20 protein-coding genes are annotated in these 25,295 nt (G+C 71.5%); 5 read left to right on the top strand and 15 right to left on the bottom strand.

The window, feature by feature from the left end:
* Positions 1 to 144: 144 nt before the first annotated feature.
* Positions 145 to 1,878 (top strand): Na/Pi symporter, encoded by a 1,734-nt coding sequence (locus TSO352_RS19130; RefSeq protein ID WP_109108866.1) that lies wholly within the window; start codon positions 145 to 147, stop codon positions 1,876 to 1,878.
* Positions 1,879 to 1,935: 57 nt separating this feature from the next.
* Here the strand turns inward: TSO352_RS19130 and TSO352_RS19125 are convergent, their stop codons facing one another.
* The 14 genes from TSO352_RS19125 to TSO352_RS19060 all read right to left on the bottom strand — a co-directional run bounded on the left by TSO352_RS19125 (position 1,936) and on the right by TSO352_RS19060 (position 20,967).
* Positions 1,936 to 2,712, bottom strand: a complete 777-nt coding sequence (locus TSO352_RS19125) for a polysaccharide deacetylase family protein (RefSeq protein ID WP_109108865.1) — start codon at positions 2,710 to 2,712, stop codon at positions 1,936 to 1,938.
* Positions 2,709 to 3,854, bottom strand: coding sequence for a glycosyltransferase (locus TSO352_RS19120; protein ID WP_109108864.1), 1,146 nt, complete (start codon positions 3,852 to 3,854; stop codon positions 2,709 to 2,711). The genes TSO352_RS19125 and TSO352_RS19120 overlap by 4 nt, the downstream gene beginning before the upstream one ends.
* A 4-nt stretch (positions 3,855 to 3,858) precedes the next feature.
* Positions 3,859 to 4,494, bottom strand: coding sequence for a histidine phosphatase family protein (locus TSO352_RS19115; protein WP_109108863.1), 636 nt, complete (start codon positions 4,492 to 4,494; stop codon positions 3,859 to 3,861).
* The gene (locus tag TSO352_RS19110) at positions 4,491 to 5,627 is read right to left on the bottom strand and encodes a glycosyltransferase family 4 protein (protein WP_109108862.1); all 1,137 of its coding nucleotides are present in this window, start codon (positions 5,625 to 5,627) and stop codon (positions 4,491 to 4,493) included. The genes TSO352_RS19115 and TSO352_RS19110 overlap by 4 nt, the downstream gene beginning before the upstream one ends.
* The gene (locus TSO352_RS19105) at positions 5,624 to 6,886 is read right to left on the bottom strand and encodes a glycosyltransferase (RefSeq protein WP_109108861.1); all 1,263 of its coding nucleotides are present in this window, start codon (positions 6,884 to 6,886) and stop codon (positions 5,624 to 5,626) included. The genes TSO352_RS19110 and TSO352_RS19105 overlap by 4 nt, the downstream gene beginning before the upstream one ends.
* Before the next feature lie 14 nt (positions 6,887 to 6,900).
* Positions 6,901 to 8,190, bottom strand: a complete 1,290-nt coding sequence (locus tag TSO352_RS19100) for a hypothetical protein (RefSeq protein ID WP_247872258.1) — start codon at positions 8,188 to 8,190, stop codon at positions 6,901 to 6,903.
* 299 nt (positions 8,191 to 8,489) lie between these two features.
* The gene (locus TSO352_RS19095) at positions 8,490 to 9,668 is read right to left on the bottom strand and encodes an ABC transporter permease (protein WP_109108860.1); all 1,179 of its coding nucleotides are present in this window, start codon (positions 9,666 to 9,668) and stop codon (positions 8,490 to 8,492) included.
* Positions 9,665 to 10,690: an ABC transporter permease gene (locus tag TSO352_RS19090; RefSeq protein ID WP_109108859.1), complete on the bottom strand. Its 1,026-nt coding sequence runs from the start codon at positions 10,688 to 10,690 to the stop codon at positions 9,665 to 9,667. The genes TSO352_RS19095 and TSO352_RS19090 overlap by 4 nt, the downstream gene beginning before the upstream one ends.
* Before the next feature lie 5 nt (positions 10,691 to 10,695).
* A complete protein-coding gene (locus TSO352_RS19085) occupies positions 10,696 to 12,639 on the bottom strand; it encodes an ABC transporter substrate-binding protein (protein WP_247872257.1) in 1,944 nt (647 codons plus the stop codon).
* Positions 12,640 to 12,689: 50 nt separating this feature from the next.
* On the bottom strand, positions 12,690 to 14,465 hold the full coding sequence (locus TSO352_RS19080; protein ID WP_109108857.1) for an ABC transporter ATP-binding protein: 1,776 nt from the start codon (positions 14,463 to 14,465) through the stop codon (positions 12,690 to 12,692).
* Positions 14,466 to 14,623: 158 nt separating this feature from the next.
* Positions 14,624 to 17,686, bottom strand: coding sequence for an ABC transporter transmembrane domain-containing protein (locus TSO352_RS19075; protein ID WP_109108856.1), 3,063 nt, complete (start codon positions 17,684 to 17,686; stop codon positions 14,624 to 14,626).
* Between the two features lie 160 nt (positions 17,687 to 17,846).
* Complete coding sequence (locus TSO352_RS19070; RefSeq protein WP_109108855.1) at positions 17,847 to 18,353, bottom strand: class I SAM-dependent methyltransferase; 507 nt, start codon at positions 18,351 to 18,353, stop codon at positions 17,847 to 17,849.
* A 139-nt stretch (positions 18,354 to 18,492) separates the two neighbouring features.
* Positions 18,493 to 19,797 carry a homogentisate 1,2-dioxygenase gene (gene hmgA / locus TSO352_RS19065; protein ID WP_109108854.1) on the bottom strand — a complete coding sequence of 435 codons (1,305 nt, stop codon included), beginning with the start codon at positions 19,795 to 19,797 and terminating at the stop codon, positions 18,493 to 18,495.
* Positions 19,798 to 19,965: 168 nt separating this feature from the next.
* Complete coding sequence (locus TSO352_RS19060; RefSeq protein ID WP_199231657.1) at positions 19,966 to 20,967, bottom strand: hypothetical protein; 1,002 nt, start codon at positions 20,965 to 20,967, stop codon at positions 19,966 to 19,968.
* Between the two features lie 195 nt (positions 20,968 to 21,162).
* On the opposite strand from TSO352_RS19060, the gene TSO352_RS19055 reads away from it, so the two are divergent.
* From TSO352_RS19055 to TSO352_RS19045, 3 genes are all read left to right on the top strand, one after another.
* Positions 21,163 to 21,444: a hypothetical protein gene (locus TSO352_RS19055; RefSeq protein ID WP_109108853.1), complete on the top strand. Its 282-nt coding sequence runs from the start codon at positions 21,163 to 21,165 to the stop codon at positions 21,442 to 21,444.
* Positions 21,445 to 22,095: 651 nt separating this feature from the next.
* Positions 22,096 to 22,848, top strand: a complete 753-nt coding sequence (locus TSO352_RS19050) for a ParA family protein (protein WP_247872256.1) — start codon at positions 22,096 to 22,098, stop codon at positions 22,846 to 22,848.
* A 2-nt stretch (positions 22,849 to 22,850) separates the two neighbouring features.
* Entirely contained in the window at positions 22,851 to 23,600 is a 750-nt protein-coding gene (locus TSO352_RS19045) for a DUF3102 domain-containing protein (RefSeq protein WP_109108851.1), read from the top strand.
* Positions 23,601 to 23,611: 11 nt separating this feature from the next.
* Here TSO352_RS19045 and TSO352_RS33575 read toward each other — a convergent pair whose 3' ends face one another.
* The gene (locus TSO352_RS33575; RefSeq protein ID WP_199231656.1) at positions 23,612 to 24,148 is read right to left on the bottom strand and encodes a hypothetical protein; all 537 of its coding nucleotides are present in this window, start codon (positions 24,146 to 24,148) and stop codon (positions 23,612 to 23,614) included.
* A gap of 348 nt (positions 24,149 to 24,496) precedes the next feature.
* On the opposite strand from TSO352_RS33575, the gene TSO352_RS19035 reads away from it, so the two are divergent.
* On the top strand, positions 24,497 to 25,295 hold a 799-nt coding region (locus TSO352_RS19035), incomplete at its 3' end, for a LysR family transcriptional regulator (protein WP_109110740.1).

Below are 25,295 nucleotides of genomic sequence, written 5' to 3'. Positions count from 1 at the left end.
GAAGTTGGCGGGGGCGCCGGTCGAAAGGCCGGCGCCCCGCCGCCGTCACCCCCTACCCCTTTCGCGTCCCCGGCCCTTCCGTCGGGATTGTTTCCATGCGTATGCTCGACCGTTCAAGGGGTGGAACGGCGGGAGAACGACGGCATGGATGCGGCAATTCTCCAGGACATGGTCTTCCGTGTGCTGGGCGGGCTCGGGCTCTTCATGCTGGGCATGGAGTTCCTGTCGGACGGCATCCAGTCGCTGGCCGTCTCGCGCATGCGCCAGGTGCTGGAGCGCTTCACCACCAACCGCCTGTTCGCGCTCGCCACCGGCACCTTCGTCACCGGGGTCATCCAGTCGAGCACGGTGATGACGGTGATGGTGGTCGGCTTCGTCAACAGCGGCATCATCACGCTGGAACAGGCGATCGGCCTGATCATGGGCGCCAACATCGGCACCACCCTGACCACCATCTTCGTCGCCTTGCCGATCGCCAAATGGGGCCTGCCGGTGATCGGCATCGCCGGGCTGCTCCACCTGTTCGTCGGCAATCCCAAGGTTCGCTACTCCGCCCTCGCCGTCCTCGGGCTCGGGATGATCTTCTACGGGCTGGACCTGCTGACCAGCGGCTTCCGCCCGATCCGCTCGACGCCGGAGCTGATGCAGGTCTTCACTTGGCTGTCGGCCGACAGCTATGGCGGCATCCTGGTCTGCGTCGCGATCTCCGCCCTGGTGACGGCGATCATCCATTCCTCCTCCGCCACCATCGGCATCGTCATGGGGCTGGGGGCGTCGGGGGTGATGGACTGGCACACCGCGCTCGCCTTCACGCTGGGTGCCGACGTCGGCACCACGGCGACCTCCTACGTCGCGGCGCTGAACCTGTCGCCCAACGCCCGGCGCACCGCCTACGCCCACATGTCCTTCAACGTGATCGGCGTGCTGGTCATGCTGCCGCTGTTCCCGCTGAGCCTTAAACTGGTCGCCTGGACGCTGGGCGGCGATCCGGGCGCGGCGGTGACCGCCGCCGACGGCACCGCCGGCTATCCGCTGGTCCCCATCGCCATCGCCACCTACTCGACCGGCTTCAACATCTTCAACACGGCGGTGATGCTGCCCTTCGTGCCGCTGATGGCGCGCCTGCTCTCCCGCGTCGGGCGCAAGGCCGACGACCAGGAGGATCTGTCGCTCCCCCGCTACCTGTTCGCCAAGGCGCTGGACGAGCCGGAGTCCGCCGTCCGCATGCTGGAGAAGGAGCAGGACCGCTACCAGCAGGCGCTCGGCCGCCTGATCGCCGCCGCAAGGCCGGAGGACGGCGGCAAGGGGGGCCGCGAGGGGATCCGCGCCGCCGCCACGGTCCACGCGGCGCTGGGCTCGCTCGGCCGCGAGATCGGCGATTTCGCCGACCGGCTGTGCAAACGCGCCCTGCCGGCGCCGCTGGTCGCCATCCTGATGCGGGTGCTGCAGGCCCAGGACCAGAGCCGCGCGCTGGAAACCCAGCTCCATGCCTTCGCGCAGGAGACGGCCGGTACGCCGCTCTCCCCCGCCGGCCGCCAGTTCGCCGGCATCCTGGTGGAGGCGCTGGAGGCGGTGGTGCTGGAGAGCCTCGCCGCGCTGTCGAGCGGCGACCGTGAGGATCTGGCGCTGATGCGGAGCCTGACCGGCGACCGCAGCGGTGCCGCCGCCCGCCTACGCCAGAGCTATCTGGAAACCGACACCGGCATCCCGCTGGCCGAACGCACCCGCCTGCTGACCGCGCTGGGCCTCGCCGAAGGCATCCTGTGGAGCCTGAACCGCCTGCTCGGCCAACGGCTGGGGGACGATGGTCCGGTGATGGGGCTTTCGGTGGAGCGCCCGGCGCCGGCGCGCCAGCCCGTCCGGGAGCCGGCCGGCTGAGGCGGCGGGGGGAGAGGGGGACTCCGCCGGGCTGCGGGTTGTTTGTGGGAAGGGCGATTAGGCGGGTGGCAGCAGCGTCGCCACGGGCGGCCAGCACACCGACCGGTGCCCGGCCAAGCGGTCGAGCAGGTGGTCCAGCAGGTCCCAGATCGCCGCGTCGTGGACGCGGTGGTGGGTCAGCAGGCCGATGGGCTCGTCGGGATCGCGCGTGCCTTCGCGGCGGTCGCGCAACTCCCGGCACAGGGCGTCCAACAGCGCGTCCAGCGCCACCGCCGAGCGGCTGCCGCGCCAGTCGATCAGGTCAAGGTGGGTGTTGAGCCAGCGCAGACCGGACGCATCGCCCGGCGGCGGCGGACCGAAGGCGGACACCGCGCGGTAGCCGGCGGCGGCCAGCAGCCCCGGCATGTCGGGGGCCATGCGGTTCCAGGGCGGGACGAACAGCGGCAGCACGCGCGGACCAGCATCGCCGGGACCACAGAGGGCGCGCAGGGCGGCCAGCCCGCGCTCCGCCTCGGCCTGCCGGACGTCGGCCGGGCGTTGCGGGCCGAACTCGCACTTCTTGCCGTGGGGGGAGGCGTGGTCGGCGTGGGCCCAGCCATGGACCAGCAGCGCCGCGTGCTCCTGCCCGGCCAGCGCCTCCGGCAGCGAGGGCGTCGCGTCGGCCGGGATCGCCGCGATGCCGAGCGGCACGCCGGCCGCGGCGCAGCCGCGCAGCAGCCGGTCCAGCGCCGGGCTGGCGGCGACCGCGTCGTCGTCGCGCAGCCAGAGCGGGCAGCGCCGACCGCGATCGGCCCAGCGCGCCAGTTCCTCCTCCACCGCCGTCCAGCCGCTCATCGCCGTGTCTCCGCCAGCAGGGTTTCGACGATGGCGACGCTGCGCGCCGCGCCGGCCAGGGCGGCGGGGTCGAGCGGCTGGCCACGGCTGCCCAGCACGCCGGCCAGCGCGGCGGCGAGGCTGTCCGGCGTCAGCTCCGCCTCGCGCAGCATGGCGATGCCGGGACGGCGGGCGAGGATGGCGGCGCGGATGGTCTGCTCGACCTCCCGGCCGTCCTCGAACGGGCAGAAGACGCTGGGCACGCCGACGGTCAGGCAGTCGAGCGCGGTGTTGTAGCCGCAGCGCCCGACCGTGGCGGCGGCGCGGCCCAGCAGGGTGCGGAAGTCGGGCCGCACCGGCTCCACCACCAGCCGGCCGGGCGGGGCCAGCGCCCGCAGCCCGTCGGCCAGCGCCGCGTCGCCGTGGGCGACCAGCAGCCGCCAGCGCTGCGGCAGAATCCCCAGGGCGGCGCAGCGTGCGGCGGCCTCGAACACCGGGCGGCCGACCGGGCCGCCGCCGGCGGTGACCAGGATTTCGCCCTGCCCGTCCACGCCATCGTCGGCAATCGGCGGCGGCGGCACGACGAAGCCGGTGTAACGCAACAAGGGCAGCATCGCCGCGGTCAGCGGCCAACTGTCCTCCAGCGGGATGACCGCCGGGTCGGAATGGACCAGCACGCCGTCGTAGAAGCGGGCCAGCCGTTTTTCCGTTTCCGCCACCCGCGCCGGCTTGGACGGTGGCGCCAGGATGTCGCGGACGGAGGCGAGGACCAGCGGCGGGGATGGACGGGCGCGGGCGCGCTCCAGCAGCGCGTCGAACTCGGCGGCCAGCGCGCGGCGGCCGAAGGGGAACAGCTCGGTGATCAGCGCGTCGGGGCGAAGCGCATCGAGCAACCCGGTCAGCATCCGCCGCCGCGCCTCGAACAGCGCGGCGTCGGCGGTCCGGCCGTCGGCGGTCAGCAGCGTCGCGAAGTCGGCGCCGTCACTGGCCAGCGGCGGCAACTGGTGCAGCGTCGCGCCGGCTTGGCCGAGATGGGGCGCCGGGCGCCCGCCGCTGACGACGTCGACGGTCCAGCCGGCGCCGACGAACGCGTCGGCCAGCGCCAGGGCGCGGCTGAGATGGCCGGTGCCCAGCAGATGGGTGACGACGATCATCAGGCGCATGGCATCAGACGCACGGCAAGCGCTCCCCCTCCACGCCGCCGGCCGGGCGCAGCGTCCCGTCGGCGGCGAGCGTCATCGCGTAGAGCCGGTCGCGCTTGACCAGCAGCGGGGGCGGGCCGCGGAAATCCCAGCCCCAGGCCAAGGCCAGCGCCACCCGCATCACCCCGACATGGGTGACGACGAGGTGGGGTTGCGGCTGTCCCTCTCCCGCCCCGGGAGAGGGAACGACGCCCCCTCCCGCCAGCTCGGCCAGCCAGCCGGTCAGGCGGTCGCGGACGTCGGCCGGGCTCTCGCCGCCGGGCGGGCGGAAGTCCCAGCCCCAGTCCTCCAGGTCGCGGTAGCCGCTGGCCGGGTCGGCGCGCAGGTCGACGCCGCGCAGCCCCTCCCAGGCGCCCCAGTCCATCTCGATCAGGCGGGCGTCGCGGCGCACCGGGCGGGCGCCGCCCAGCCGTTCGGCGGTTTCGACCGCGCGGGACAGCGGGCTGGCGTGCAGGACGGCGTCGCGCCAGCCGTCCGGCAGGGTGAGGCGGGCGAGGCGTTGCCGCCCCTCGCCGTCCAGCGGGATGTCGGTGCGGCCCTGGATGCGCCCCTCCCGGTTCCAGCCGGTGACACCGTGGCGCAGGAAGGCGAGCCGGATCATACCGCCACCCGGTCGGCCAGCCCATCGAACGGCTCGGCGAGCAGCCGGCGCAGCCGCTCCGCCGCGGCGGGCAGGCCGTGCCGCGCCTCGACGTCGGCGCGGGCGCTGCGGCCGAGCGCCGGCAGCGCCGCCGGGTCGGCCAGCAGCCCCGCCACCGCTGCGGTGTAGTCGTCGGGCGTCGGGCCGGTCAGCCGGCCGCCGACCCGGTCGCGGATCACCGTGCCGGTGCCGGCGTTGTCGACCGCGACCACCGGGACGCCGTGCGCCTGCGCCTCCAGATAGACCATGCCGAACGCCTCGTTCAGGCCGGGCCACAGCAACAGGTCGGCGGCGCGGTAATGGACGGACAGTTCCTCCGCCGGGCAGGCGCCGTGGCGGCGCACCCGTGCGCCGAAGGGGGCGAGCAGCGCCGCGACCTCGTCCGCCGCGGTGCCGTCGCCGACGACGTCGAGCGTCCAGGGCCGATCGGTCAGCCGGCCCAACGCGTCGGCCAGCAGCCGGTAGGAGGCCAGCTTGTCGCCCGGCCGCATCATGGCGACGGTCAGCAGCCGCGGCGGGTGCCCCGCTGCCCTGAGGGGCGGGACCGGCGGCAGCTCGATGAAGGGCGCCAGGGTTTCCACCCGCTGGCCGGGCGGCCGGTAAGCCTCCACCGCCTGCCGGTCGCGCGCGCTGACGCAGAGCACCAGGGCCGCCGCCGCGATGGCGGATTCGGCGGCGGCGGCGAAGCCGGCCCAGGGGCCGGACAGCCGCTTGCGCGCCCGCGTCGCCTCCACCACGACGTAGGGGATGCCGAGCGCCCGCGCCACCGCCGGGCCGATCAGGTCGGGCGCCTTGTAATAGACATGGTAGCTGAGCCACAGCGACGGCCGCCGCTCCGGTTCGGCCTCGTAGAGCCGCAGCAGCCGGTCGCGCTCCGCCGCGGCGTCGGCCATCAGCCGGGCCTGCACCGCCGCGTCGCCGGCGCCATCGTAGACGCGCAGGTCGCTGGCGACCTCGGCGGCACAGCCGGCAAGGCCGAGCGCGCGCAGGATCAGCCGCGCCATCTGGCGGTCGCCGGAGGGAACCGGGTGGTCGACCGGCTTCAGCGGGGCGTAGAAGGCCACCCGCAACGGCACGGAAAGCGGGCGGGTCATGCCGCGGCGGCCTCAAGCCGGCGGACGAGGCGGTCGATGCCGGCGGTCATGCCGAAGGCGTCGCACAGCCGGCGGTGCGCCGCCTCGCCCAGCCGCAGGCGCAGCGCCGGGTCGGCGGCCAAGCGGGACAGGTGGGCGGCGATGTCGGCCGGGGTGCCGTCGCTCAGCACGCCATGGACGCCGTCGGTGATGAATTCCGGGATGGCCGAGACGGCGGTCGACAGGATGGCCAGCCGCTGGCTCGCCGCCTCCATCAGCACGTTGGGCAGCCCGTCGCGGTCGCCGTCGCCGGCCACCACGCTGGTCAGCACGAACAGGTCGGCCCGCCGCAGCGCCGCCACCACCGTCGCCTGGTCCTGCGCGCCGCGCCAGTCGATGCGGTCGGCCAGCCCGAGCCGCTCGGCCTGGGCGCGCAGGCTTCCCTTCAGGTCGCCGGAGCCGATGTGGACCAGCCGCCAGTGCAGCCCGTCCGGCAGCCGGGCCAGCGCGTCGAGCAGCCGGTCATAGCCCTTCTTCTCGACCAGCCGGCCGACCGACAGGATCTCCACCGCCCGGTCGGGTGTCGAGCCGTCGCGCGACAGTGCCGCCGCGCGGTCCGGCGGCGGCGGGAAGCGGGAGAGGTCCAGCCCGTGATAGACCAGCTCGATCCGCGCCGGCTCCGCCGCCAGCCCGCGCAGATGGGCGGCGCCCACCGCGGTGCAGGTGGCGCCGAAGCGGGCGTCGGCCAGCTTCTCGCGCTTCTCCCAGTCCGGCGTGGTCCAGATGTCCTTGGCGTGGGCGGAAAAGCCCCAGCCGATGCCGCGGATCCGCGCGGCGTAGCGGGCGACCGAGGCCGGCGTGTGCAGGAAATGGGCGTAGAGGAAGGGGGTGCCCGCCGGCAGTTCGGCCGCCAGCACGAGCGCTTGGCCGAAGCGCCGCACCCGGTTCGCCGTGCGGTCGCGCCGCAGGTCGCGCAGCCACAGCCGCAGCGCCGGCCACAGCCGTGCCGGGTTCAGCCGCAGCAGCGCCCGCAGCACCCGCAGCGGCTCGTCGCGCAGATACTCCGGCAGGTAATGCACCGGCGCGGTGATGCGGTCGTGCAGCGCGTGGCGCCGCGTGTCGGTGGGGTGGCGCAGCGACCAGATCGCCAGCTCGATCCCGCGCTCCTGCAAGGCCAGCAGCTCCTGGGCGATGAAGGTCTCCGACAGGCGCGGGTAGCCCTTCACCACCACCGCCAGACGCAAGGGGGGGCGCCCCTTCGGCACGGGGGTGGAGGGCATCGGCTCTCCTGGCGTCATGCGCGCCGGCTCGCCGCCGAAAAGCGGGTGACGGCCTGCCGGATCGCGGCGGCCTTGGGCGCCCCGCTGTCCAGCACGTCGCGGGTCAGGTCGACGATGCGGTCCAGCCCGTCGAGCAGGCCGGGCAGCGGGCTGGCCGACGGCGGCGGCTGGACCGCCAGCGCGCGGATCGCCCGGGCCATCACCAGCGGGTCGGCCCCCTCGCGGTCGCAATCGACGGTGCGCAGCAGGCCCAGCGCCTCCGCCGCCTCGGCGCGGATGCGCTGCTCCAGCCGCGGCCGGGTGCGCGGCGCCAGCACCGACGGCTTGTCGAAGGACAGGATCTCGCAGAAGGTGTTGTAGCCGCCCATCGCCACCACGCCGACGGCGCCGGCGTACAGCTCCTCCATGCGGGAATGGAAGTCCATCGTCTCGACCCGGCCCTTCAGCCGGCGGATGCGGCGGGCGAAGCCGCGGCGGCGGGCGTCGTCCAGGAAGGGGCCGTAGACGATCAGGGCGTGCGGGTTGAGATCGGGATCGGCCTCGTAGGCGGCGATGGTCCAGTCGACCAGCGCGGCGCCGTCGCCGCCGCCGCCGGGCGTCACCAGCACATAGGGCGGGCGGGCCGCCGCGGAGGATGGCGGGTCGGTGCGCGGGGGCGGCGGCTCGCGTCGCAGATAGCCGGTGTAGCGCACCCGCGCGGCGATCTCCGCCGGCAGGTCGAGCCCGTCGAGCGGCCGGTAGACCTGCGGCAGGCCGTAGATCCAGAGCTGGTCGTAATAGCGCTCGACCGCGGCCATCGCCTCCTTGCGCTCCCACTCCGGCTGCAGCGCCTCCGGCGCGTCGAGCACGTCGCGCAGGCCCAGCACCACGCGGGTGCGGCCGGCCGCCCGCATCTCCTCCAGCGCCGGCAGGAACTCGCCGTGCAGGCCGGTCGGCTCCTTGTCGACGATGGCCAGCGTCGGGCGGAAGGCCTGGGCGGTCGCCCGGATGATCTCCGCCCGGATCGCCGTGGTCTCCTCGATCGGCAGGCCGAGGTTGCGGGCGGTGTAGCCGCCGTCGGGCAGCTTCACCACGCCGGGCAGCCGGACATGGTCCACCCGCTCCGGAAAGTCGAAGCGGCCGGCCACCGGCGAGCCGGTCAGGATCAGGGCCGAGGCGTCGGGAAACGCCGACACCAGCGCCTGGGCAATGGTGCGGGATCGCCGCAGATGGCCCAGCCCGAAGGTGTCGTGGCTGTAGAGCAGGATGCGCGGCGAGGTCCGGTCGGCGTGGGGAGACCTGATCGCCGCCAGGGGCTGGTGCATGCTCGGACACTCCGCTTCAGCAATGCGTCGGAACCGAAAATCCGTTGCCGATCAATCTTTGGTCTCGGTGCACAACCGGTTTCGTCCCGGCCGTTGGGCTTTGGTGTTGTCCCGGGGTTGGTGTCTCAGGTGGGACGATGACCTCCAGCGGCGGCGCTCCAGCCTGGATGAAACCCCTCACATGGATCGCGCCGCGCATCAAGCTGCCTTCCGGCCAGGGCTTGGCAGCGCACCTATGGCCTGCGGCCTATGAAGAACCGCAGGGGCTCCGACGTCTGGAGGCGCTGAACCGTTCGGCATCAATCACCGTGATAAGGGTCGAGCGCGTCGCGCAACCCGTCGCCAAAGAAGTTGAAGGACAAGACTACCAGAACCACCGGCAGCATCGGCAATGACACCCAAGGATAGGTTTCCACCGCCATCAGGTTCTGGGCGTCGTTCAGCATCACCCCCCAGCTCGTCGCCGGCGGGCGCAGCCCCAGCCCCAGGAAGGACAGCGCCGTCTCGCCCAGGATCATCGACGGGATCGACAGGGTGGCGCTGGCCAGCAGGTGGCTGGAGAAGTTGGGCAGCAGGTGGCGCCGGATGATCCGCGCCGGCGAGGCGCCCATCAGCTCCGCCGCCATGACGAAATCCTCCTCGCGCAGCGCCAGGAAGCGCGAGCGCACCGCGCGGGCCAGCGACGGCCAGTCGAGCAGGCCGAGGATGACGGAGATGCACAGGAAGACCGTCACCGGGCTCCACTGCGCCGGCACCGCGGCGGACAGCGCCAGCCACAGCGGCAGCTCCGGCAGCGACTTCAGGATCTCCGACAGGCGCTGCACGCCGGCGTCGATCCAGCCGCCGAAATAGCCGGCCATGCCGCCCAGCGTGATGCCGATGGCGAAGGACACCGCGATGCCCAGCAGCCCGACGGTCAGCGACAACTGCGCCCCGATCGCCAGCCGGGACATCATGTCCCGCCCCAGCCGGTCGGTGCCGAGCAGATGCAGCGACGCCCCCGGCGGCGGGCAGACCAGCCGGAGCCGCGTCTCCACCAGCCCGAGGAAGCGGTAGGGCGTGCCGGGGCAGAGGAAGCCGAGCGGCAGCGGCCGGCTCTCGTCCGCCTCGTAACGCCAGCGATAGTCCTTCAGGTCGGGCCGCCCGGTCGTCGGGTAGACGAAGGGACCGATGAAGGCGCCGTCGTGGAACAGGTGGATGCCCTGCGGCGGGGCGTAGAGATGCTCGACGTCGCGGTCGTTGGCGCCGTAGGGGACCAGGAAATCGACGAAGGGCAGGCTGAGGTAGGACAGTCCCAGGAACAGCGCCCCCAGCACCGCCAGCCGGTGGCGCAGGAAACGCCGCAGCATCAGCCGCCCGGCCGAGGCGCCGGGGTCGAAGCGGGTGGACAGGCCACCCCAGCCCGGCGAGGTCGGGTCGGGATAGGGCCGCGGGTCGACGTAATGCTCCCACCCGCCATGGTCCTGCTGGCCGCTCATGACCGGCGCCCCTTGCCCAGCCGGATGCGCGGGTCGAGCAGGGCCAGCATGATGTCGGAGATCAGCATGCCGATCAGCACCAGCAGCGAGATGAACATCAGGATGAAGCCGGACAGGAAGATGTCCTGCGCCCGCAGCGCCTCCAGCAGGGCCGGCCCGATGGTCGGCAGGCTGAGCACCACCGAGATCAGCACCGACCCCGACACCAGCGACGGCAGCAGCGAGCCGATGTCGGAGACGAAGGGGTTCAGCGCCATGCGCAACGGGTAGCGGGTCAGCCGGCGCAGCGGCGGCACGCCCTTGGCCTTGGCGGTAACGACGTAGGGCTTGCCCAGCTCGTCCAGCAGGTTGGCGCGCAGCCGGCGCACCATCGCCGCCGTGCCGGACAGGCCGATGACGATGGTCGGCACGATCAGATGCTCCAGCACCGAGGCGGCCTTCGCCCAGCTCATCGGCTGGTCCTCATACCCGGCGTCGACCAGCCCGCCGATCGGCAGCCCCAGCCATTTCTGGCCGTAATAGAGCAGGATCAGCGCCAGCAGGAAGTTGGGCGTCGCCAAGCCGATGTAGCCGATGGTGGCGGCGAGGTAATCGACCCAGCTGTTGGCGCGGATCGCCGCCAGCGCCCCCAGCGGGAAGGACACCAGATAGACGAACAGCACGGCGGCGAGGTTGAGGATGACGGTGAACCACAGCGTCTCCCCCACCACCTCGGCCACCGGCTTGTTGAACTCGAACGACCAGCCCAGGTCGCCCTGCAGCAGCCCGGTGAAGCCGTTCGGTCCTGGCCAGACGCCGACCCAGATCAGGTATTGTTCGGCCAGCGGCCGGTCGAGCGCGTATTCGTGGCGCAGGAACTCCGCCTTGGCCAGCCCCGCCTCCTGCCCGGTCGCCCGCAGCTCGGCGATCTGGTTGGACAGATAGTCGCCGGGCGGCAGGTTGATGACGACGAAGATCAGGATCGACACCACCAGCAGGGTCGGCACCATGACCAGCAGGCGGTGCAGGATGAAGCGCAGCATGGCGGTCAGTCCTCCCGGCGCGGATCGCCGGCCGGCCAGGCGGCGGCGGTCGGCGCGGCGGCGAAAAAGAACTCGTCGGGCCGGTAGATGCCGAGATAGGCGCCGGGATCCCACAGCCACAGCCCCTTCTGCGGCACGTTGCGCAGCCGGTTGCCGACCGCCAGCGGCTGCGGCGCCTCCGACACGACGCCGATGGCCAGCACCTGGTCGGCGTGGATGTCGAGGATTTGCGACCACAGGGCGCGCCGCTCCGCCTCGTCGGTGGAATGGCGCCAGCGCTGCGCCAGCGCCATCAGCGTCTCGGCCACCGGCATGGAGATCGGTTCGCCGGCGTTGCCGGAGGTCTGGTAATACTGCCCCCATTTCGGCCAGCTGAAATTCTCCTGGGTCATCGGCGCCAGCTCCTCCGGGCTGCTGTCGACGTCGGGCACGCCGTTGTCCCAGCCGCCCCACACCGCCATCATCGCTTGGCCCGCGTAGACGCGGTTGCGCAGCACGTCGCGGTCGGCGGTGCGCACCAGCAGCTGGACGCCGATGTCGCGCCAGGTTTCGGCGATGATCTGCAGCGCGTCGGCCACCTCGGGCTTCTCGCCGGCGGTTTCGACGATCACCTCCAGCGGGCGGCCGTCGGGCAACCGGCGGTAGAGGGAACCGCGCGGCCGCTTCAACCCCATCTCGTCGAGCAGCGCCGCCGCGCGCTGCGGGTCGAATTCGGTCCACAGCCGGTCGCGCTCCGGCTTGTAGAGCGGGCTGGCGGGCAGCACGCCGACCCCGCTTTCGCGCGCCAGCCCGAAGAACAGCGAGCGGTTGATGATCCGCCGGTCGATGGACAGCGACAGGGCGCGGCGGAAACGGACGTCGCGCATGACCGCGCGCCAGACCGGGTCGTTGTAGTTCAGGTTGGGGTAGAGCGCGATCTCCGCCGCCTTGCCCTCCGGCCACAGCCGGGTGCTGTAGCGCCCGTCCTCCTCCCCCGCCACCAGCACCGGCACCTGCGAGAAGGTCAGCCCCTCCGCCTGGAGGTCGGCCTTGCCGGTGGCGACCTGGGCCGGGATCAGCCCGGCGCCCATCACCGTCACGTCCAGCCCGTCGGCGTAGGGCAACTGGACGCCGCGCGTGTCGAAGCGGTGGTAGTAGGGGTTGCGCTGGAACAGCAGGTGGGTGCCGCTGCCCTTCGACATCGCCATCCAGGGCTGGAGCGTCGGCTCCTCCGGGTTCTCCATGCGGAACATGTCGTCGCGGGCGTTGTGCAGGGCGGCCCAGTTCCGCACCTTGTGCTTGGCCAGCAGCGGCGCCAGCTCCGCTTCGGAGGTGTAGCGGGCGTGGAAGCGCTTCAGGTAGTGCGACGGGCGGTAGATGAAGGGCGGCCGGGCGGCGGCGAGCGCCGGCAGGAAGAACGGGTTGGGCGTGTCCCAGCGGAAACGGGCGGTGACGGCGTCGGGAAAGCTGACCTGCGGCGGCTTGCCGTTGACCAGCATGAAGCGCGGCGGACCGGACGGCGACAGCATCGCGTCGTTGGCGATGTCCTCCCACCAATAGCGGATGTCCTCGCTGGTGAAGGGGGCGCCGTCGGACCAGCGGTGCCCGGCCCGCAGCGTCAGGGTGAAGTCGCGCCCGTCCTCCACCGTCACCGCCTTCAGGATGTCGGGCACCAGCTCGCGCCGTTCGTTGTAGCCGACCAGCCGGGCGTAGCCGTAGAGCACCGCGATGCGGCTGTTGCGCCGCTGGGTGATGAAGCTGCGGATCCAGCCGCCGGACCGGCCGAACTCCCGCCCCTTGGCCGGCGGATCGACGACCAGCGGCTCTTCCGGCATGCGGCGGATGACCGGGGGAAGCAGGCCGTAGGTCACCTCGTCGCGCAGCAACGGCGGGTCCTGCGGGATGAAGGCCGCCGCCGTGTCGGGCAGCGCGAGCAGAAGCAGGAGGATGGCGAGGAGGCGTTGCAGCATCGACGCAAAGGCCCCGCCACAAGGGTCGCGCGGGATGTGACGGGCCGTCATCACGCCGCCCGCCGCACGAAATGGCCGGGCGCCGCCTCCACCAGCGGCGGCGCGGCGCCGTCGGACATGGGGCGGAAGGGCTCCGGCCACAGGTCTGGCTTGCCGGCGCCGAGCGCCACCGTGGCGATGTCGATCGGGCGGTCGACGTCCGGTTCCGGCGAGGCGGCGATCAGCGCGCGGGTGTAGGGGTGCAGCGGGGCGGAGAACAGCGCACTCGGCGGCGCCTCCTCCACCACCTGCCCCGCCCGCATCACCGCCACCCGGTCGGCCAGCCGGGCGACCACCGCCAGATCGTGCGAGATGAACATCAGGCTGAGCCCCAGCCGCCGCTTGATCGATTCCAGCAGGTCGAGCACCTGCGCCTGCACCGACACGTCGAGCGCCGAGGTCGGCTCGTCGCAGATCAGCAGTTGCGGGTCGAGCGCCAGGGCGCGGGCGATGCCGATGCGCTGGCGCTGGCCGCCGGAAAAGGCGTGCGGGTAGCGGCAGGCCCAGCCGGGGTCCAGCCCGACCTGTTCCATCAGCGCCCGCACCCGGGTGCGCCGCTCCCCGCTGTTGCAGACGCCGTGGATCAGCAGCGGCTCGGCGATGATCTCGCCGACGCTCATCCGCGGGCTGAGCGAGGCATAGGGATCCTGGAACACCATCTGGGCGCGGCGGCGGTAGGCGGTCAGCGCCGGGCCGGTCAGGGCCAGCAGATCGACCGGCGGCTGGTCGGGATCGGGGCGGAACAGCAGGCTGCCGCCGGCGTCAGGCCGCTCCGCCAGCATGGCCAGCCGGGCCAGCGTCGTCTTGCCCGACCCTGATTCGCCGACGATCGCCAGCGTCTGGCCGCGGCGGACGGCAAGATCGACGCCGGCCACCGCCCGGACCCGCTTCATCCCGCGCTCGTAGGTCTTGGCGACGCCGTGGAACTCCAGGATGGCGTCCTGCGGCTCGTTGGCCAGGAACGGCGGTGGCGGTGCCGGCGCCATGGTTTCGGGGATGCAGGGGGCGGCGGCCATCAGCTTGCGGGTGTAGCCGTGCAGCGGCCGGCCCAGCACGTCGGCGCAGGCGCCGGATTCCATCACCCGCCCGGCCCGCATCACCACCACCGCGTCGGCCATGTTGGCGACCACCCCGAGGTCGTGGGTGACCAGCAGCACCGCCATCCCGGTTTCGGCCTGCAACGCCTTGATCAGCGACAGCACCTGGGCCTGGAGCGTGACGTCCAGCGCCGTGGTCGGTTCATCGGCGATCAGCAGGCGCGGGCGGGCGACCATCGCCATGGCGATCATCGCGCGCTGGCGCAGGCCGCCGGAGAGCTGGAACGGGTAGGAGCGGAGGGCGCGGTCGGGGTCGGGAAAGCCGACCCGCTCGAACATGCTCAGGCACTGCTCGCGGGCGGTGAGGCGCGAGCAGTGGCCGTGCAGCCGCAGCACCTCCATCGTCTGGTCGCCGATGGTGTGGAGCGGCGACAGCGCGCTCATCGGCTCCTGGAAGATCATGGAGATGCAGTTGCCGCGGACGCTGCGCAGCCCGGCCCGCGACAGGGTCAGCAGGTCGACCGTCTCGCCGCCCTTCCCGGCGCCCTTGTTGAACAGGATGGAGCCGCCGCACACCTCCGCCCCGCGGGGCAGGATGCGCAGGATGCTGCGGCAGGTCAGCGTCTTGCCCGATCCGGATTCGCCGACCAGGGCGACGCTCTGCCCGGCGCCGATGGAAAAGTCGACGCCGTCGACGACGGGGCCGGCGGCGCGGCCGAACCGGATCGACAGCCCTTCCACCTTCAGCATCGCGGCACCGCCATTCCCACCCCCGCTTTCGTCAGTCCGCCCCGGTCACGGCGACAGGGTGATCCAAGGAACCATGCGGTTCGGCATCCTTGGAACACCCCTCCCCCTCCCTCTCCCGGGGCGGGAGAGGGCGTTCATGCAAAAGGTGATCATCCCGGTCATGGCGGCGCCTCGCTGGTCAGTCGCCGGCCGACCTGCTGGATGACGCGCAACGGCAGGTTCGGCACCGAGGGCAGCAGGCGCAGCACCGTCGCGCCGTCCAGCCGCAGCAGGCGCAGGTCGGTCCGCGCCCGGATGGTCGAGAAGCGGCGGCCGCCGGACAGCAGCTCGATGTCGCCGAACACCTCGGGCGGCTTGATGTAGGCGATGTGCAGCGGCGGCTGGCCGCCCGGCATCAGCCGCACCAGCTCGGCCTCGCCCTCGGCCAGGACGAAGGCGAACTCCGACGACTCGCCGCTGCGGTAGATGAACTCGCCGGCGGCGACGGTGCGCCATTCCGACGCCGTCAGCAGGCGGCGCAGCACCGATTCCGGCAGGTCGGAGAAGACCGTCGACCGCGACAGCAGGCGCAGCGCCGATTCGTCGGTGTCGTCGCCTTCGCCGGGGACGTAATCGTCCTCGGCCGCGTCGCCATCCTGGCCGCGGCGGACCAGCCGGCCGTCCTCCAGGTCGTACACGGTGTCGAAGATCGGGTCCTCGCCGATCCGCTCCTCCAGAACGATCAGGGTCATCGCCGGCAGCAGCTCCTTCATCCGCTGGAAGATTTGCGTGCGCTCCTCCGGATCGTAGCTGTTCAGGGCATGATATATCACAAAAATATCGGGTTTCTTCATAAGTCCGCGAATCAGCTGCACCCGCTGGCGCACGCTGATCGGCAGCAGCGAGCCGCCGATGCCGACCTCGCCCAGCGCCACCAGGATCAGGACGAAGGCGCGCGAATCGGTGCGCTCCAGCGCCTCGTCCACCAGGGCGCGCAGCTTGGTGATCGCCCGCGGGTCCTCGGTGGTCATCCGGCCGAACAGCAGGTTGTCCATCACGTTCAGGCGCGGGTGGTACAGGTCGGGGTCGAAGACGGCGACCTTGCCGCGCAGGTCCTGGGGCATGTCGTCCAGCAGGCTGCGGCGGATCGCCATCACCGCCTCGCGTTCCGGCAGCGGGACGAGGTCGGCGCCGTCGCGCTTGGGCACGATCATCAGGAACATGCTGGCGAACAGCAGCGTGTCGGCCTCCTGGTGGCGGCGTTGCAGCCGGTCGCCGCGCCGCTTCAGCCGGGTCACCGCCTCCACCAGCTCCTCGAACAGGGCGTCGTCCATGTGCGGGTAGCGCATGATCATCACGTCGCCGTCGTCGCTGTCACGGTAGACCGAGACGACGCGCATGGCGAAGCGGCGGCCGATGCGCACCGCCGGCTCCCACAGCTCGTGCGCCTCCATCAGGCCGCGGATGGTCGGGTCGGCGACCATGCGGGCGACGGTCAGCCGCTTGCCGTCGGGCAGGCCGAACAGCATGTTCTCCGCCAGGCTGGCGTAGGGGTTGAAGCGGTCGCGGTCGAAGCGTGCCAGCAGCCGGTCCATCCCCCGCTCGGCGATGGCGTCGCGCAGCCAGCGCCGCGCCCGCAGCAGCGGTTCGGCGACGAAGGGATAGTCGTCGGGGTCGAAGACCTCGCGCAGGCCGCGCTGGTAGACCTGGGCCTCGCCGCCGGTGGCCGCCAGGCACTGCATGAACCAGGGGCGCAGGCTCTTCCAGTCGCTGGCGCCGGCCATCTCGAAGTCGGTCCAGATGTCGTCCATGCTGTCGGTGGAGTTGCCCGACGCCTGGGCCTCCACGATCTCGCGCCGGCGGGCCGGCGCCATCGCCTCGGGATCATCGGCCGGCGGGCGGTGGCGCAGCCCGTAGGTCATGTTCTGCATCATGCTGCCGGAGAACATGCGCGGCTCCGGGCCGGCGTAGGCCATGCGGCGGCCCAGCAGCTCCAGCGGCAGCTCCTCCAGCGCGCGGTTGCCGATCAGGATGCGGCCGGCGGTCGGCGGCGACAGGCGCACCAGCACCTCGGCCAGCCGGCGCAGCGCCAGCGCGTTGGTGCCGGCGATGCCGACCATCGCGCCCGGCGGCACCTCCAGCGACAGCCGCTGCAGCATGCGGTCGCCATACTCGTTGGCCCAGGTCACCGCCTCCAGCCGCAGCGGCGCCCGCAGGTCGGGCGGTGTTTCCGGCGTCGCCGGGTGCCAGTTGAACAGGAAGGGCGGCGAGAACTGGTCGGAGATCTGCTCGTACTTGATCTGGGCGTCGATCATGTTCTGATAGTAGTCGAGCAGCTCCTTCCAGGGCGCGGTCAGATCCTTGAAGGCCGACAGCGCCGCCACCAGCGCGCCGATGGTCAGGTCGCCGTGCAGCACCAGGTAGCCGCCGATCGAGAACAGGAAGAAGGGCGTGATCTGGTTGATGAAGTTGTTCAGGAACTTGACGAAATACTTGCGCTTGTAGATCTCCAGGCGAATCCAGTAAATGGCGCCGAGATATTTTGAATATTCCGCCAGGACGTAGCGGACGGTTCCGTTGACGCGGATCTCGCGGATGTTGTCGACGCTCTCGCCGACCCGTTCGGACAGTTGGCGGACCTTGCGGACCCGCTCCTTGCCGAGCTGCTTCACCTTGATCTGAAGCTTGGGGATGATGTAGGCCTGCACCGGGATCAGCGCGACCGACACCAGCCCGATCGTCGGCTGCTGGATGAACAGGAACAGCAGGATCGTCACCATCGTGCCGCCTTGGTAGAGCGGCTGGGCGAAGGCGTCGCCGATGAAGCCGGCCAGCGGTTCCGTCTCCGCCGTGATGGTGGAGATCAGCTCGCCCTGGCTGACCTTCGAGAAGTGCGGCAACGGGAAGCGCAGCATGCGGTCCAGCAGCATGAAGCGCAGGCGCCGCACCTGCCGTTCGCCCACCACGCCCTTGAAGGTGTTGATGCGCATCTTGAAGGCGCCGTTGGCCAGCACCAGCCCCAGGAAGGTGAAGCACAGCACCATCAGGTAGGTGACCGGGCCCATGCTGACGCCCAGCAGGGTGCGTTCCGGTGCCGGCTCGGTCAGGGCGCGGTTGATGATGATCTTCGGCAGTTCCAGCGAGGCGTAGAGCACCGGGAACGAGGCGACCGTCAACAGGGCGAGCAGGATCTGCTGTCGGCCGCTGTATTTCCAGATGAACTGAAAGATGTTCCGATCCATCAAAATCCTTCAGCGTCGCGGCCGTCGCCGGCCGGCTTGGTCACGCGCGTCGTCCGCCCGGCCATCGGGTCCGGCGGCGTTGGGAAGGGAAGAAGATTGGCGTCAACCGGGCGGTTTGCCAGTGGGGGTTTGCGATGGGGGTTTGCGGTGGGGGACGGCGTCAACCGGCCACCCGCCAGGCGTGGTAGGTCCAGCGTCCGGTCACCGGCAGCTCGACGGGGGTCCAGTTCGGCCGGTCGAGCGCGCGGTCGGACAGGACGAGGCCGCCGGGCAGCATCATCGTGTCGATCAGCGGCGCCAGCCACGCCGCCTGCCCGGCGTCGTGGTCGCGGTCGGTGCTGCCGAAGTCGGCATGGGCGAAGCGGGCGCAGCGGCCGAACCGCTCCGCCGCCGCCGGCAGCGTCGCCTGGAAGTCGCCGACGAACAGCCGGTCCTCGTCCGGCGTCAGCTCCGGCGGGACCCGCACCCACATGTCGAAGACCAGGATGTCGCGCGGCGGGAACAGGGTGCGCAGATGGTCGTAGGTGCGGCCCTTGCCCAACCCGACCTCCAGCACCATGCCGTCCAGCCCGGCCACCGCGTCCCGCGCCCAGGCGAGCGCCGCGCGCTGGACCGTCATGCGGTCGATCATGCGGTCGAGCAGCGACCGTCCGTCCACATCGGCCATAACCGGCCCTCCCCGTCCAAATCCCGAAAGCAACGCGCCGCAGTGTGGAAGGCGGCGGCGCGGACGTCGAGGCGAAATGTCGCAGGACTGGGGATGGCTCCCCTTTCCCGCACGCGGGGGCCGGGCCGGGCGCTGCCCCCTACCGGCGGGTCGGGTCGAAGCGTTTCGCCAGCCCCTGCCAGCAGCGGTGATAGTCGTGCTGCAGTTCCGCCGTCTCCAGGGCGTGGCGGGTCGGCCGGATGACGCAGCGCGTCTCGATCATGAAGGCCATGGTGTCGCCGACACGCTGCGGCCGGGTGGTGTCGGCCTCCGTCGCCTTGGCGAAGGTCTCCGCGTCGGGGCCGTGGCCGCTCATGCAGTTGTGCAGGCTGGCGCCGCCGGGCAGGAACCCTTCCTCCTTGGCGTCGTAGACGCCATGGATCAGGCCCATGAACTCGCTGGCGACGTTGCGGTGGAACCAGGGCGGACGGAAGGTGTCCTCCTGCACCAGCCAGCGCGGCGGGAAGATGACGAAGTCGATGCTGTCGACACCGGGCGTGTCGCTGGGCGATTGCAGCACCAGGAAGATCGACGGGTCGGGATGGTCGAAGCTGATCGAGCCGATGGTGTTGAAGCGCCGCAGGTCGTACTTGCAGGGCGCGTGGTTGCCGTGCCACGCCACGACGTCGAGCGGCGAATGATTGATGCGGGCGCTCCACAGCCGGCCGTCGAACTTGGCGACCAGTTCGAAATCACCGTCGACATCCTCGTACCACGCGTCGGGCGTCAGGAAATCGCGCGGGTTGGCCAGCCCGTTGGAGCCGATCACCCCCAGGTCGGGCAGGCGGAACGGCGCGCCGAAATTCTCGCAGACATAGCCGCGCCCCTCGCCGTCCGGCAGCTCGACGCGGAAACGCAGGCCGCGCGGGATGATGGCGATCTCCTGCGGTTCGACCTCCAGCACGCCCAGCTCGGTGAACAGGCGCAGGCGACCCTGCTGCGGCACGATCAGCAACTCGCCGTCCGCGTCGTAGAAGAAGCGGCCCTCCATCGACCGGTTGGCGGTGTAGAGGTGGATGCCGCAGCCGGTCTGCGCCGACGGGCCGCCGTTGCCGCCCATGGTGACGAGGCCGGCGACGAAATCGGTCGGCGCGTCGGGCATCGGCGGCGGGTTCCAGCGCAGTTGCGTCGGTGGCGCCGGCGGATCGTCGAAGCGGCTGGTCAGGCGGTCGGATGCCATCGGCTGGAACGGCTCGTGCACCACCGCCGGACGGATGCGGTAGAGCCAGGACCGACGGTTGTGCGCGCGGGGCGCGGTGAAGGCGGTGCCGGAGATCTGCTCGGCGTAGAGGCCGTAGGGCGGGCGCTGCGGCGAGTTGCGGCCGACCGGAAGCGCGCCGGGCAGCGCCTCCGTCGCGAACTCGTTGCCGAAGCCGGACTGGTAGGTGAAGGCGGGGGACGTCATGCAGGCTGCTCCCGATGATGGGGCGGCCAGGACCGGCGCATGGGCCGGCCGCGACCATTTGTCGCTGATATAGTTTCTTGTGAAACTACATACCAGCGGAAATGTGCGATGGCCCGCCAAAAAAGCGGCGCTCCCCTGCCCTCTTTCCCTGCCCTCTTCCCGGTCGGTTCACCGCCGGCCGCGGCGCGTCCAGCAGGAAGTCGTCGTCCGACGACAGCGCCATGGCCAGCCGGCGCCGGTCTCCGCCAGCTTATAGCCGTGACCGGCGCAATTGACCATCACTTGGTCCTGCTCGTTCACTTCGCGCCCCGGCGTGCGCAAGCGCCCCGCCGGTCTGCGCCTTGGTCGGGTTGCGCAGCACCCGCGTCTCGTAGCCGAGCCGTTCGGACAGCGCCTTGCCGACTTGGCCGACGTCCGGCCCCCAGCGTGGCGAGCGTCGGGATGGCGCCGTCGCGGTAGCGTTCCACCGCGATCATCAGGGCGATCTTGCGCGGCTTGAGCGTCGCCGCCGGATCGGCCGCCGCGGCCATGGGGTCGAGCGTGATGCGCCGTTCGGTGATCACCCCCCTGCTCGTCCGTCATGGTCAGGGTGGTTTCGGTGGCGCCCGGTTCCACCGGGATGCTGGTGCGGAACTGGCCCTGGTCGTCGATGACGACCCGGCGGCCGTTCACCCGCACCTCCGCCAAGTTGGTGCTGTCGGCGACGATGCTGCGCAGCGTCATGGCGCCATGCGCCTGCCGCAGGCTGGGCAACGCCGAGGGGGCGTTGGACCGGTCGAACATGTCCGCCGCCGACGGGTTGACGATCAGTTGGCGCAGAGCCGACGCCAGGGTTTGCGTCCGCTGTTCGCGCTGCATCCGCTGCACCATGACGAGGTAGGTGCGCGCGACCTCCGGCGGCAGGGTGGCCTGGGGCACCGCCGTCCGTACTTGGGCATAGCCGCCGGACGCGCAGACGGCGGTCGCCGCGGCGCTGAAGCGGACCCTCTGGCCGGAGGCGAGGGCGATCGTCGCCGGGCCGGACGGCGACGGGGTGAACAGCGGGGCCGTGCCTCCGGTGGCTTGGGAACGGGCGCCCTGGGAGCCGGTCGACAGGGAGCCGTTGGGCCGCCGCGGAGTCGACTGTCTGATCTTGGAGGTCCTGCCCGGCTGTCGGCATTCCTTGCTCAAGCGCCGTCAGGAAGCCCTGCGCCGTCGCCCCGCCGGCGGATGAGTCGGCGCCGGCCGGCGTCGTGATGGTCGAGCCCGTCGTCGTTGCCATCGTCGCCGTGGTCACGATCGGCGCGACCGTCTGGAGCGCCGCCTGGACCGTGACGGCGATGTCGCCCTGCCCTGCCCTGCCCGGCCGTGCCGGAAACGGTCTGGATGGTGGCGCTGGTGCCGAGGTTCAGCGCGCACTTGATCATCGAAGCGGCGGTGCTGCCGGTGGCGGCCGACGGGTCGTACAGCCAGCCGGAGAGCGAAGCGGTCCCGTCGCTTTCGATGGTGATGTCGGGACGGGTCGAGCAGCCAGGACCCGGCCCTGCCCGCCGGCGCCCGCGCATCGGCCGTTCCGCGCGCCTGCAGGCTGAGGGCGCCGCAGGTTTCGATGAAGCCGCCGATGCCGCCCACGACGCCGCCACGGGCGGGAATGGCGCTTCAGCGTGATGGTGTTGGTGTCGGGCTGCTGGAAATGGCTGCGCTTGTCCTCGCGGATGCCGAAGCGTTGCCAGTCGATCACCGCCTCGGCCGTCGACTGGATGACGTCGAGTCGGCTGGGGCCGCCGGGCCAGATGGTCGCCCTCCTCTCCGTCACCACGCCGCCTTCGGGGGTGGCGAGAGCCGGCGCGGGCAGGGCCAGCGCCGCGGCCAGGATCGCCAGACGGGCGGTTCCCGCCAGCGCGGTGGTGCGGCGCAACCCACACCCGTTCCCCGCAGGACCGACCCGATCCCCCCGGACGCCACGACACACGCCCCCGACGCATGCCCTGGACCGCATTTCGGTCGCCGACAGGCTCGGTTCAGTAGATCGCGGAGTGACCATCCGTCTATTGCCGGCGCCGTCGGGCGGAAATATCGGGCGGATATCCGAAAGTGGTGACGGGTTGTTTCGGTCCCGTCACGGCCTTGAAACGGAACGGCCGACGGCTGCGGCGGCGTATCCGTTACCGGTAACGGAATTGGCGCGCAAGCGTTACCGGTAACGCTTGCGTCGGTACAGAAACCGTCTATTTCCATTGCCCAGGTCCCGTCTTTGACCTTTCGACCAAGCCGCCGATCCGCTAAGAAGAGGGCGGTCACGCGATGCAGGGGGAACTGATGGCCGATCCGACCGCCGTCGCCACGAAAAAGTCTGCGGGCAAGTCCTCGGGTAAAGCAGCCGGCGCCCGCTTGGGCCAGCGCGCCGATACTCCGGTACAGAAGACTGTCCGCAAGCCGGCCCGCTGGGTGGTCTACAGCGCGCCGAAGGGCGGCACCGGCAAGACCACGAGTTGCAAGAACACCGCGGTCGCCGCCGCCAAGGACGGCATGCGCGTCGCCACGCTGGACTTCGACCCGCAGCGCACGCTGGGCCAGTGGCACGAGCTGCGCCGCCCGCACGACGTCGCCCGCATCGACCATTTCGAAGGCTCGCTGGACGCGATCGACGCGGCGCTGGCCCAGATCCACCCGGACCTCTACGACGTCGTCTTCATCGACACCCCGCCTTCGGTCGAACTCTATCCCGAAGCGACCAAGATCCTGCTGCGCCGTGCCGATCTGGTGCTGGTGCCGACCGGCGTCGGGCGCTTCGACAAGATGAGCGTCATCCCCTGGATGGAGTTCCTGCGCGACTATGGCCGCCCCGCCGCCTTCCTGCTGAACCGGGTCAAGCGCCGCTCCGTCAGTCTGCGCGAGGCGAAGCTGGAGCTGGGGCGGGTCGGCCGGCTGGTCCCGCACGAGGTGCCGGACATCGAGGACATGCACCGTGTCGACGACATCGGCTGTTCCATTGTTGATGTCGGCGCGGTGAATGGTGCCGACGAATGCCTGGGCGCCTGGTACTTCATCCGGCACGAGCTGGGGATCTGAGCATGGCCAACGTCAAATCCTTCATGAAGAAGGCGGCGGAACAGGGCAAGGCCGCCGCTCCGGCGCCTGCCCGACCGGTCGCCGCTGCGGCCGTTCCGGTCGCCGGGGCCGCCGGGATCGTGGCGCCGTCGAAGGCCGACCGCCGGGCGTCGGACATCAGCGACGCCATCGTCCCCTGCCACACCCGGCAGGAATTCGCGCAGGAGATCCGCTACCACTGGAACCGCAGCCGCAAGGAATTCCTGTCGATCGGCCGCTATTTGAACCAGGCCAAGGAAATCCTGCCGCACGGCGAGTTCGAGGCGATGATCGGCAGCGACATGCCGTTTTCGGTCGAGACCGCCTTCCGTTTCCGCGCGGTGGCGGAGGCGGTGGACACCGGCCGGCTGTCGCTGGACGTGCTGCCGGGGGCGGAGAGCGTCGCCTACCAGATCGTGACGATGACGCCGGACGAGCTGGAACGCGCCAAGGCGCAAGGGCTGGTCCGTCCCGACGTGACCCGGCGCCAGTTGATCGACTTCAAGCGCTCGCTGCGGCCGCCGAAGGGTGTGACGCCGAACGACCGCCGTCGCCAGCTGCTGGCCGAATACGCCCGCCTGAAGAGCCGGATGGCGGAAATCCGTGACGAGCTGCGGCGCGATCACGGTGTCGACCCCGACCACCACGCCGGCCGGACCGGCGTCACCATCGACGTCGAGGCGGAGGATGTCGACCAGTTCCCGACCACGGACGCCGCCGGCGACGAAGCCTGAGGGCTGTGGGGTCAGGGGCCGTGCGAGTTGTGGGAACCGGGCACGATGACGCTGTCGACCCGGCGTGGCGCCGATCCGCTGCCCAGCAGGGTGGTCAGCGCGTTGAAGTCATGCCGGAAGTTGCTCGCGAAATCGCCATTGCCGGCCCGTGCCGGGGATGAGCGCGTGGCGGTGGTCCCGCTGCGGCCTGACCGGCGGACGCGCTGTTCCGTTGGGGTGGGCTTGCGCGGCGGCGTCACCGCGGGAACGGGCAGGGCCGGGGCTTCCGGCAGTGCTGCGGTTTCCGGCCCGCGGGCGAAGGCGTCGGCACACAGCCCGTGGTCGGTCGCCGTTTCCAACCGGCTCTGGTCGAGCAGCCAGCAATCCACCGCGCCGGTGCGGGCCGGGCCGGGGACGCTCGCGACCGGAACCGGTGGCGCCGGGGCTGGGGCGGGCAGGGGAGCAGGGACCGGGGCAGGGATCGGGGCCGTGGCTGGCGCCGACAGGTCGGGCGCGGACAGCAGGGGCTCCGCGGCGCCGGTCAGCGCCGCCGCCGGGCCAAGGATCATGGCCGCCGCCATCCATGCCGCCGCCGCCCTCCGTCGCCCCCACACTCCGCCGTTCCCCGGCATCGCTCGTCCCTATCGTTCGTCGCATGACGCTCCCCAACAGATAAACGCTATCGGCGGTCGGTTCGTCCGCGCGAAATGGGGGCGGTCGGTCGAAAGGCGCGGTACCCCTTTGGGGTGGGCTCCTTCCGGGCGATGAGGCCGGGGGCGTCGCGTCGCCGCAGGCGGGAGGGTGGGCGGCCCATGCCCTTGTCAGGCGGGCGGGTTTGATGGGACAGTTCGGCCCGGTTTCGACCGGCCCCGGGGCTGGGGTCTTGCAAACGGACGGATGGCGGCACAAAAGCGGACATGGCCGATTTCAACTGGAACGACCTGCGCTTCTTCCTGGCGGTGGCGCGCGCCGGCACGCTGACCACGGCGGCCCAGCGCCTGCGCGCCGACCACACCACGGTCAGCCGCCGGATCACCGCGCTGGAGGACGCCTTGCGCGTCACCCTGTTCGAACGCCGCCCCAGCGGCTTCACCCTGACCGCCCAGGGCGAACGGCTGAAGCAGACCGCCGAGGTGATGGAGAGCGCCGCCTTCCTGGCCCAGGGCATGATCGCCGACGGCGATCTGGCGCTGGCCGGCGCGGTGCGCATCGGCGCGCCCGACGGCTTCGGCAGTTGCTTCCTGGCACCGCGCATCGGGAGCTTGTGCGAACGCCATCCGGAGCTGGAGGTGCAGCTGGTCGCCATGCCGCGCGTCTTCAGCCTGTCGAAGCGCGAGGCCGACATCGCCATCAGCCTGTCCTGCCCGCAGGAAGGGCGGCTGTTCGCGCGGAAGCTGACCGACTACCGGTTGGGGTTGTACGGCACCGCCGCCTATCTCGACGCCCGGCCGCCGATCCGCAGCCGCGCCGACCTGCGCGGCCACGCCTTCATCGGCTACATCGACGACCTGATCTTCGCCCCCGAACTGGACTATGCCGAGACGATCGGCGAGGTGGTGCCGCGGATCAAGAGCAGCAGCCTCGTCGCCCAGTTGAAGGCGACGCTGTCCGGCGCCGGCCTGTGCATGCTGCCGGCCTTCATCGCCGCGGAGGAGCCGGCGCTGGTGCCGGTCCTGCCGGCGGAGGTGGCGATCACCCGGTCCTTCTGGCTGATCG

It is taken from the genome of Azospirillum sp. TSO35-2, assembly GCF_003116095.1.
GTDB lineage: Bacteria > Pseudomonadota > Alphaproteobacteria > Azospirillales > Azospirillaceae > Azospirillum.
The sequence above is the reverse complement of the archived record's forward strand: the minus strand, read 5'-3'. Positions and strand labels throughout refer to the sequence as shown.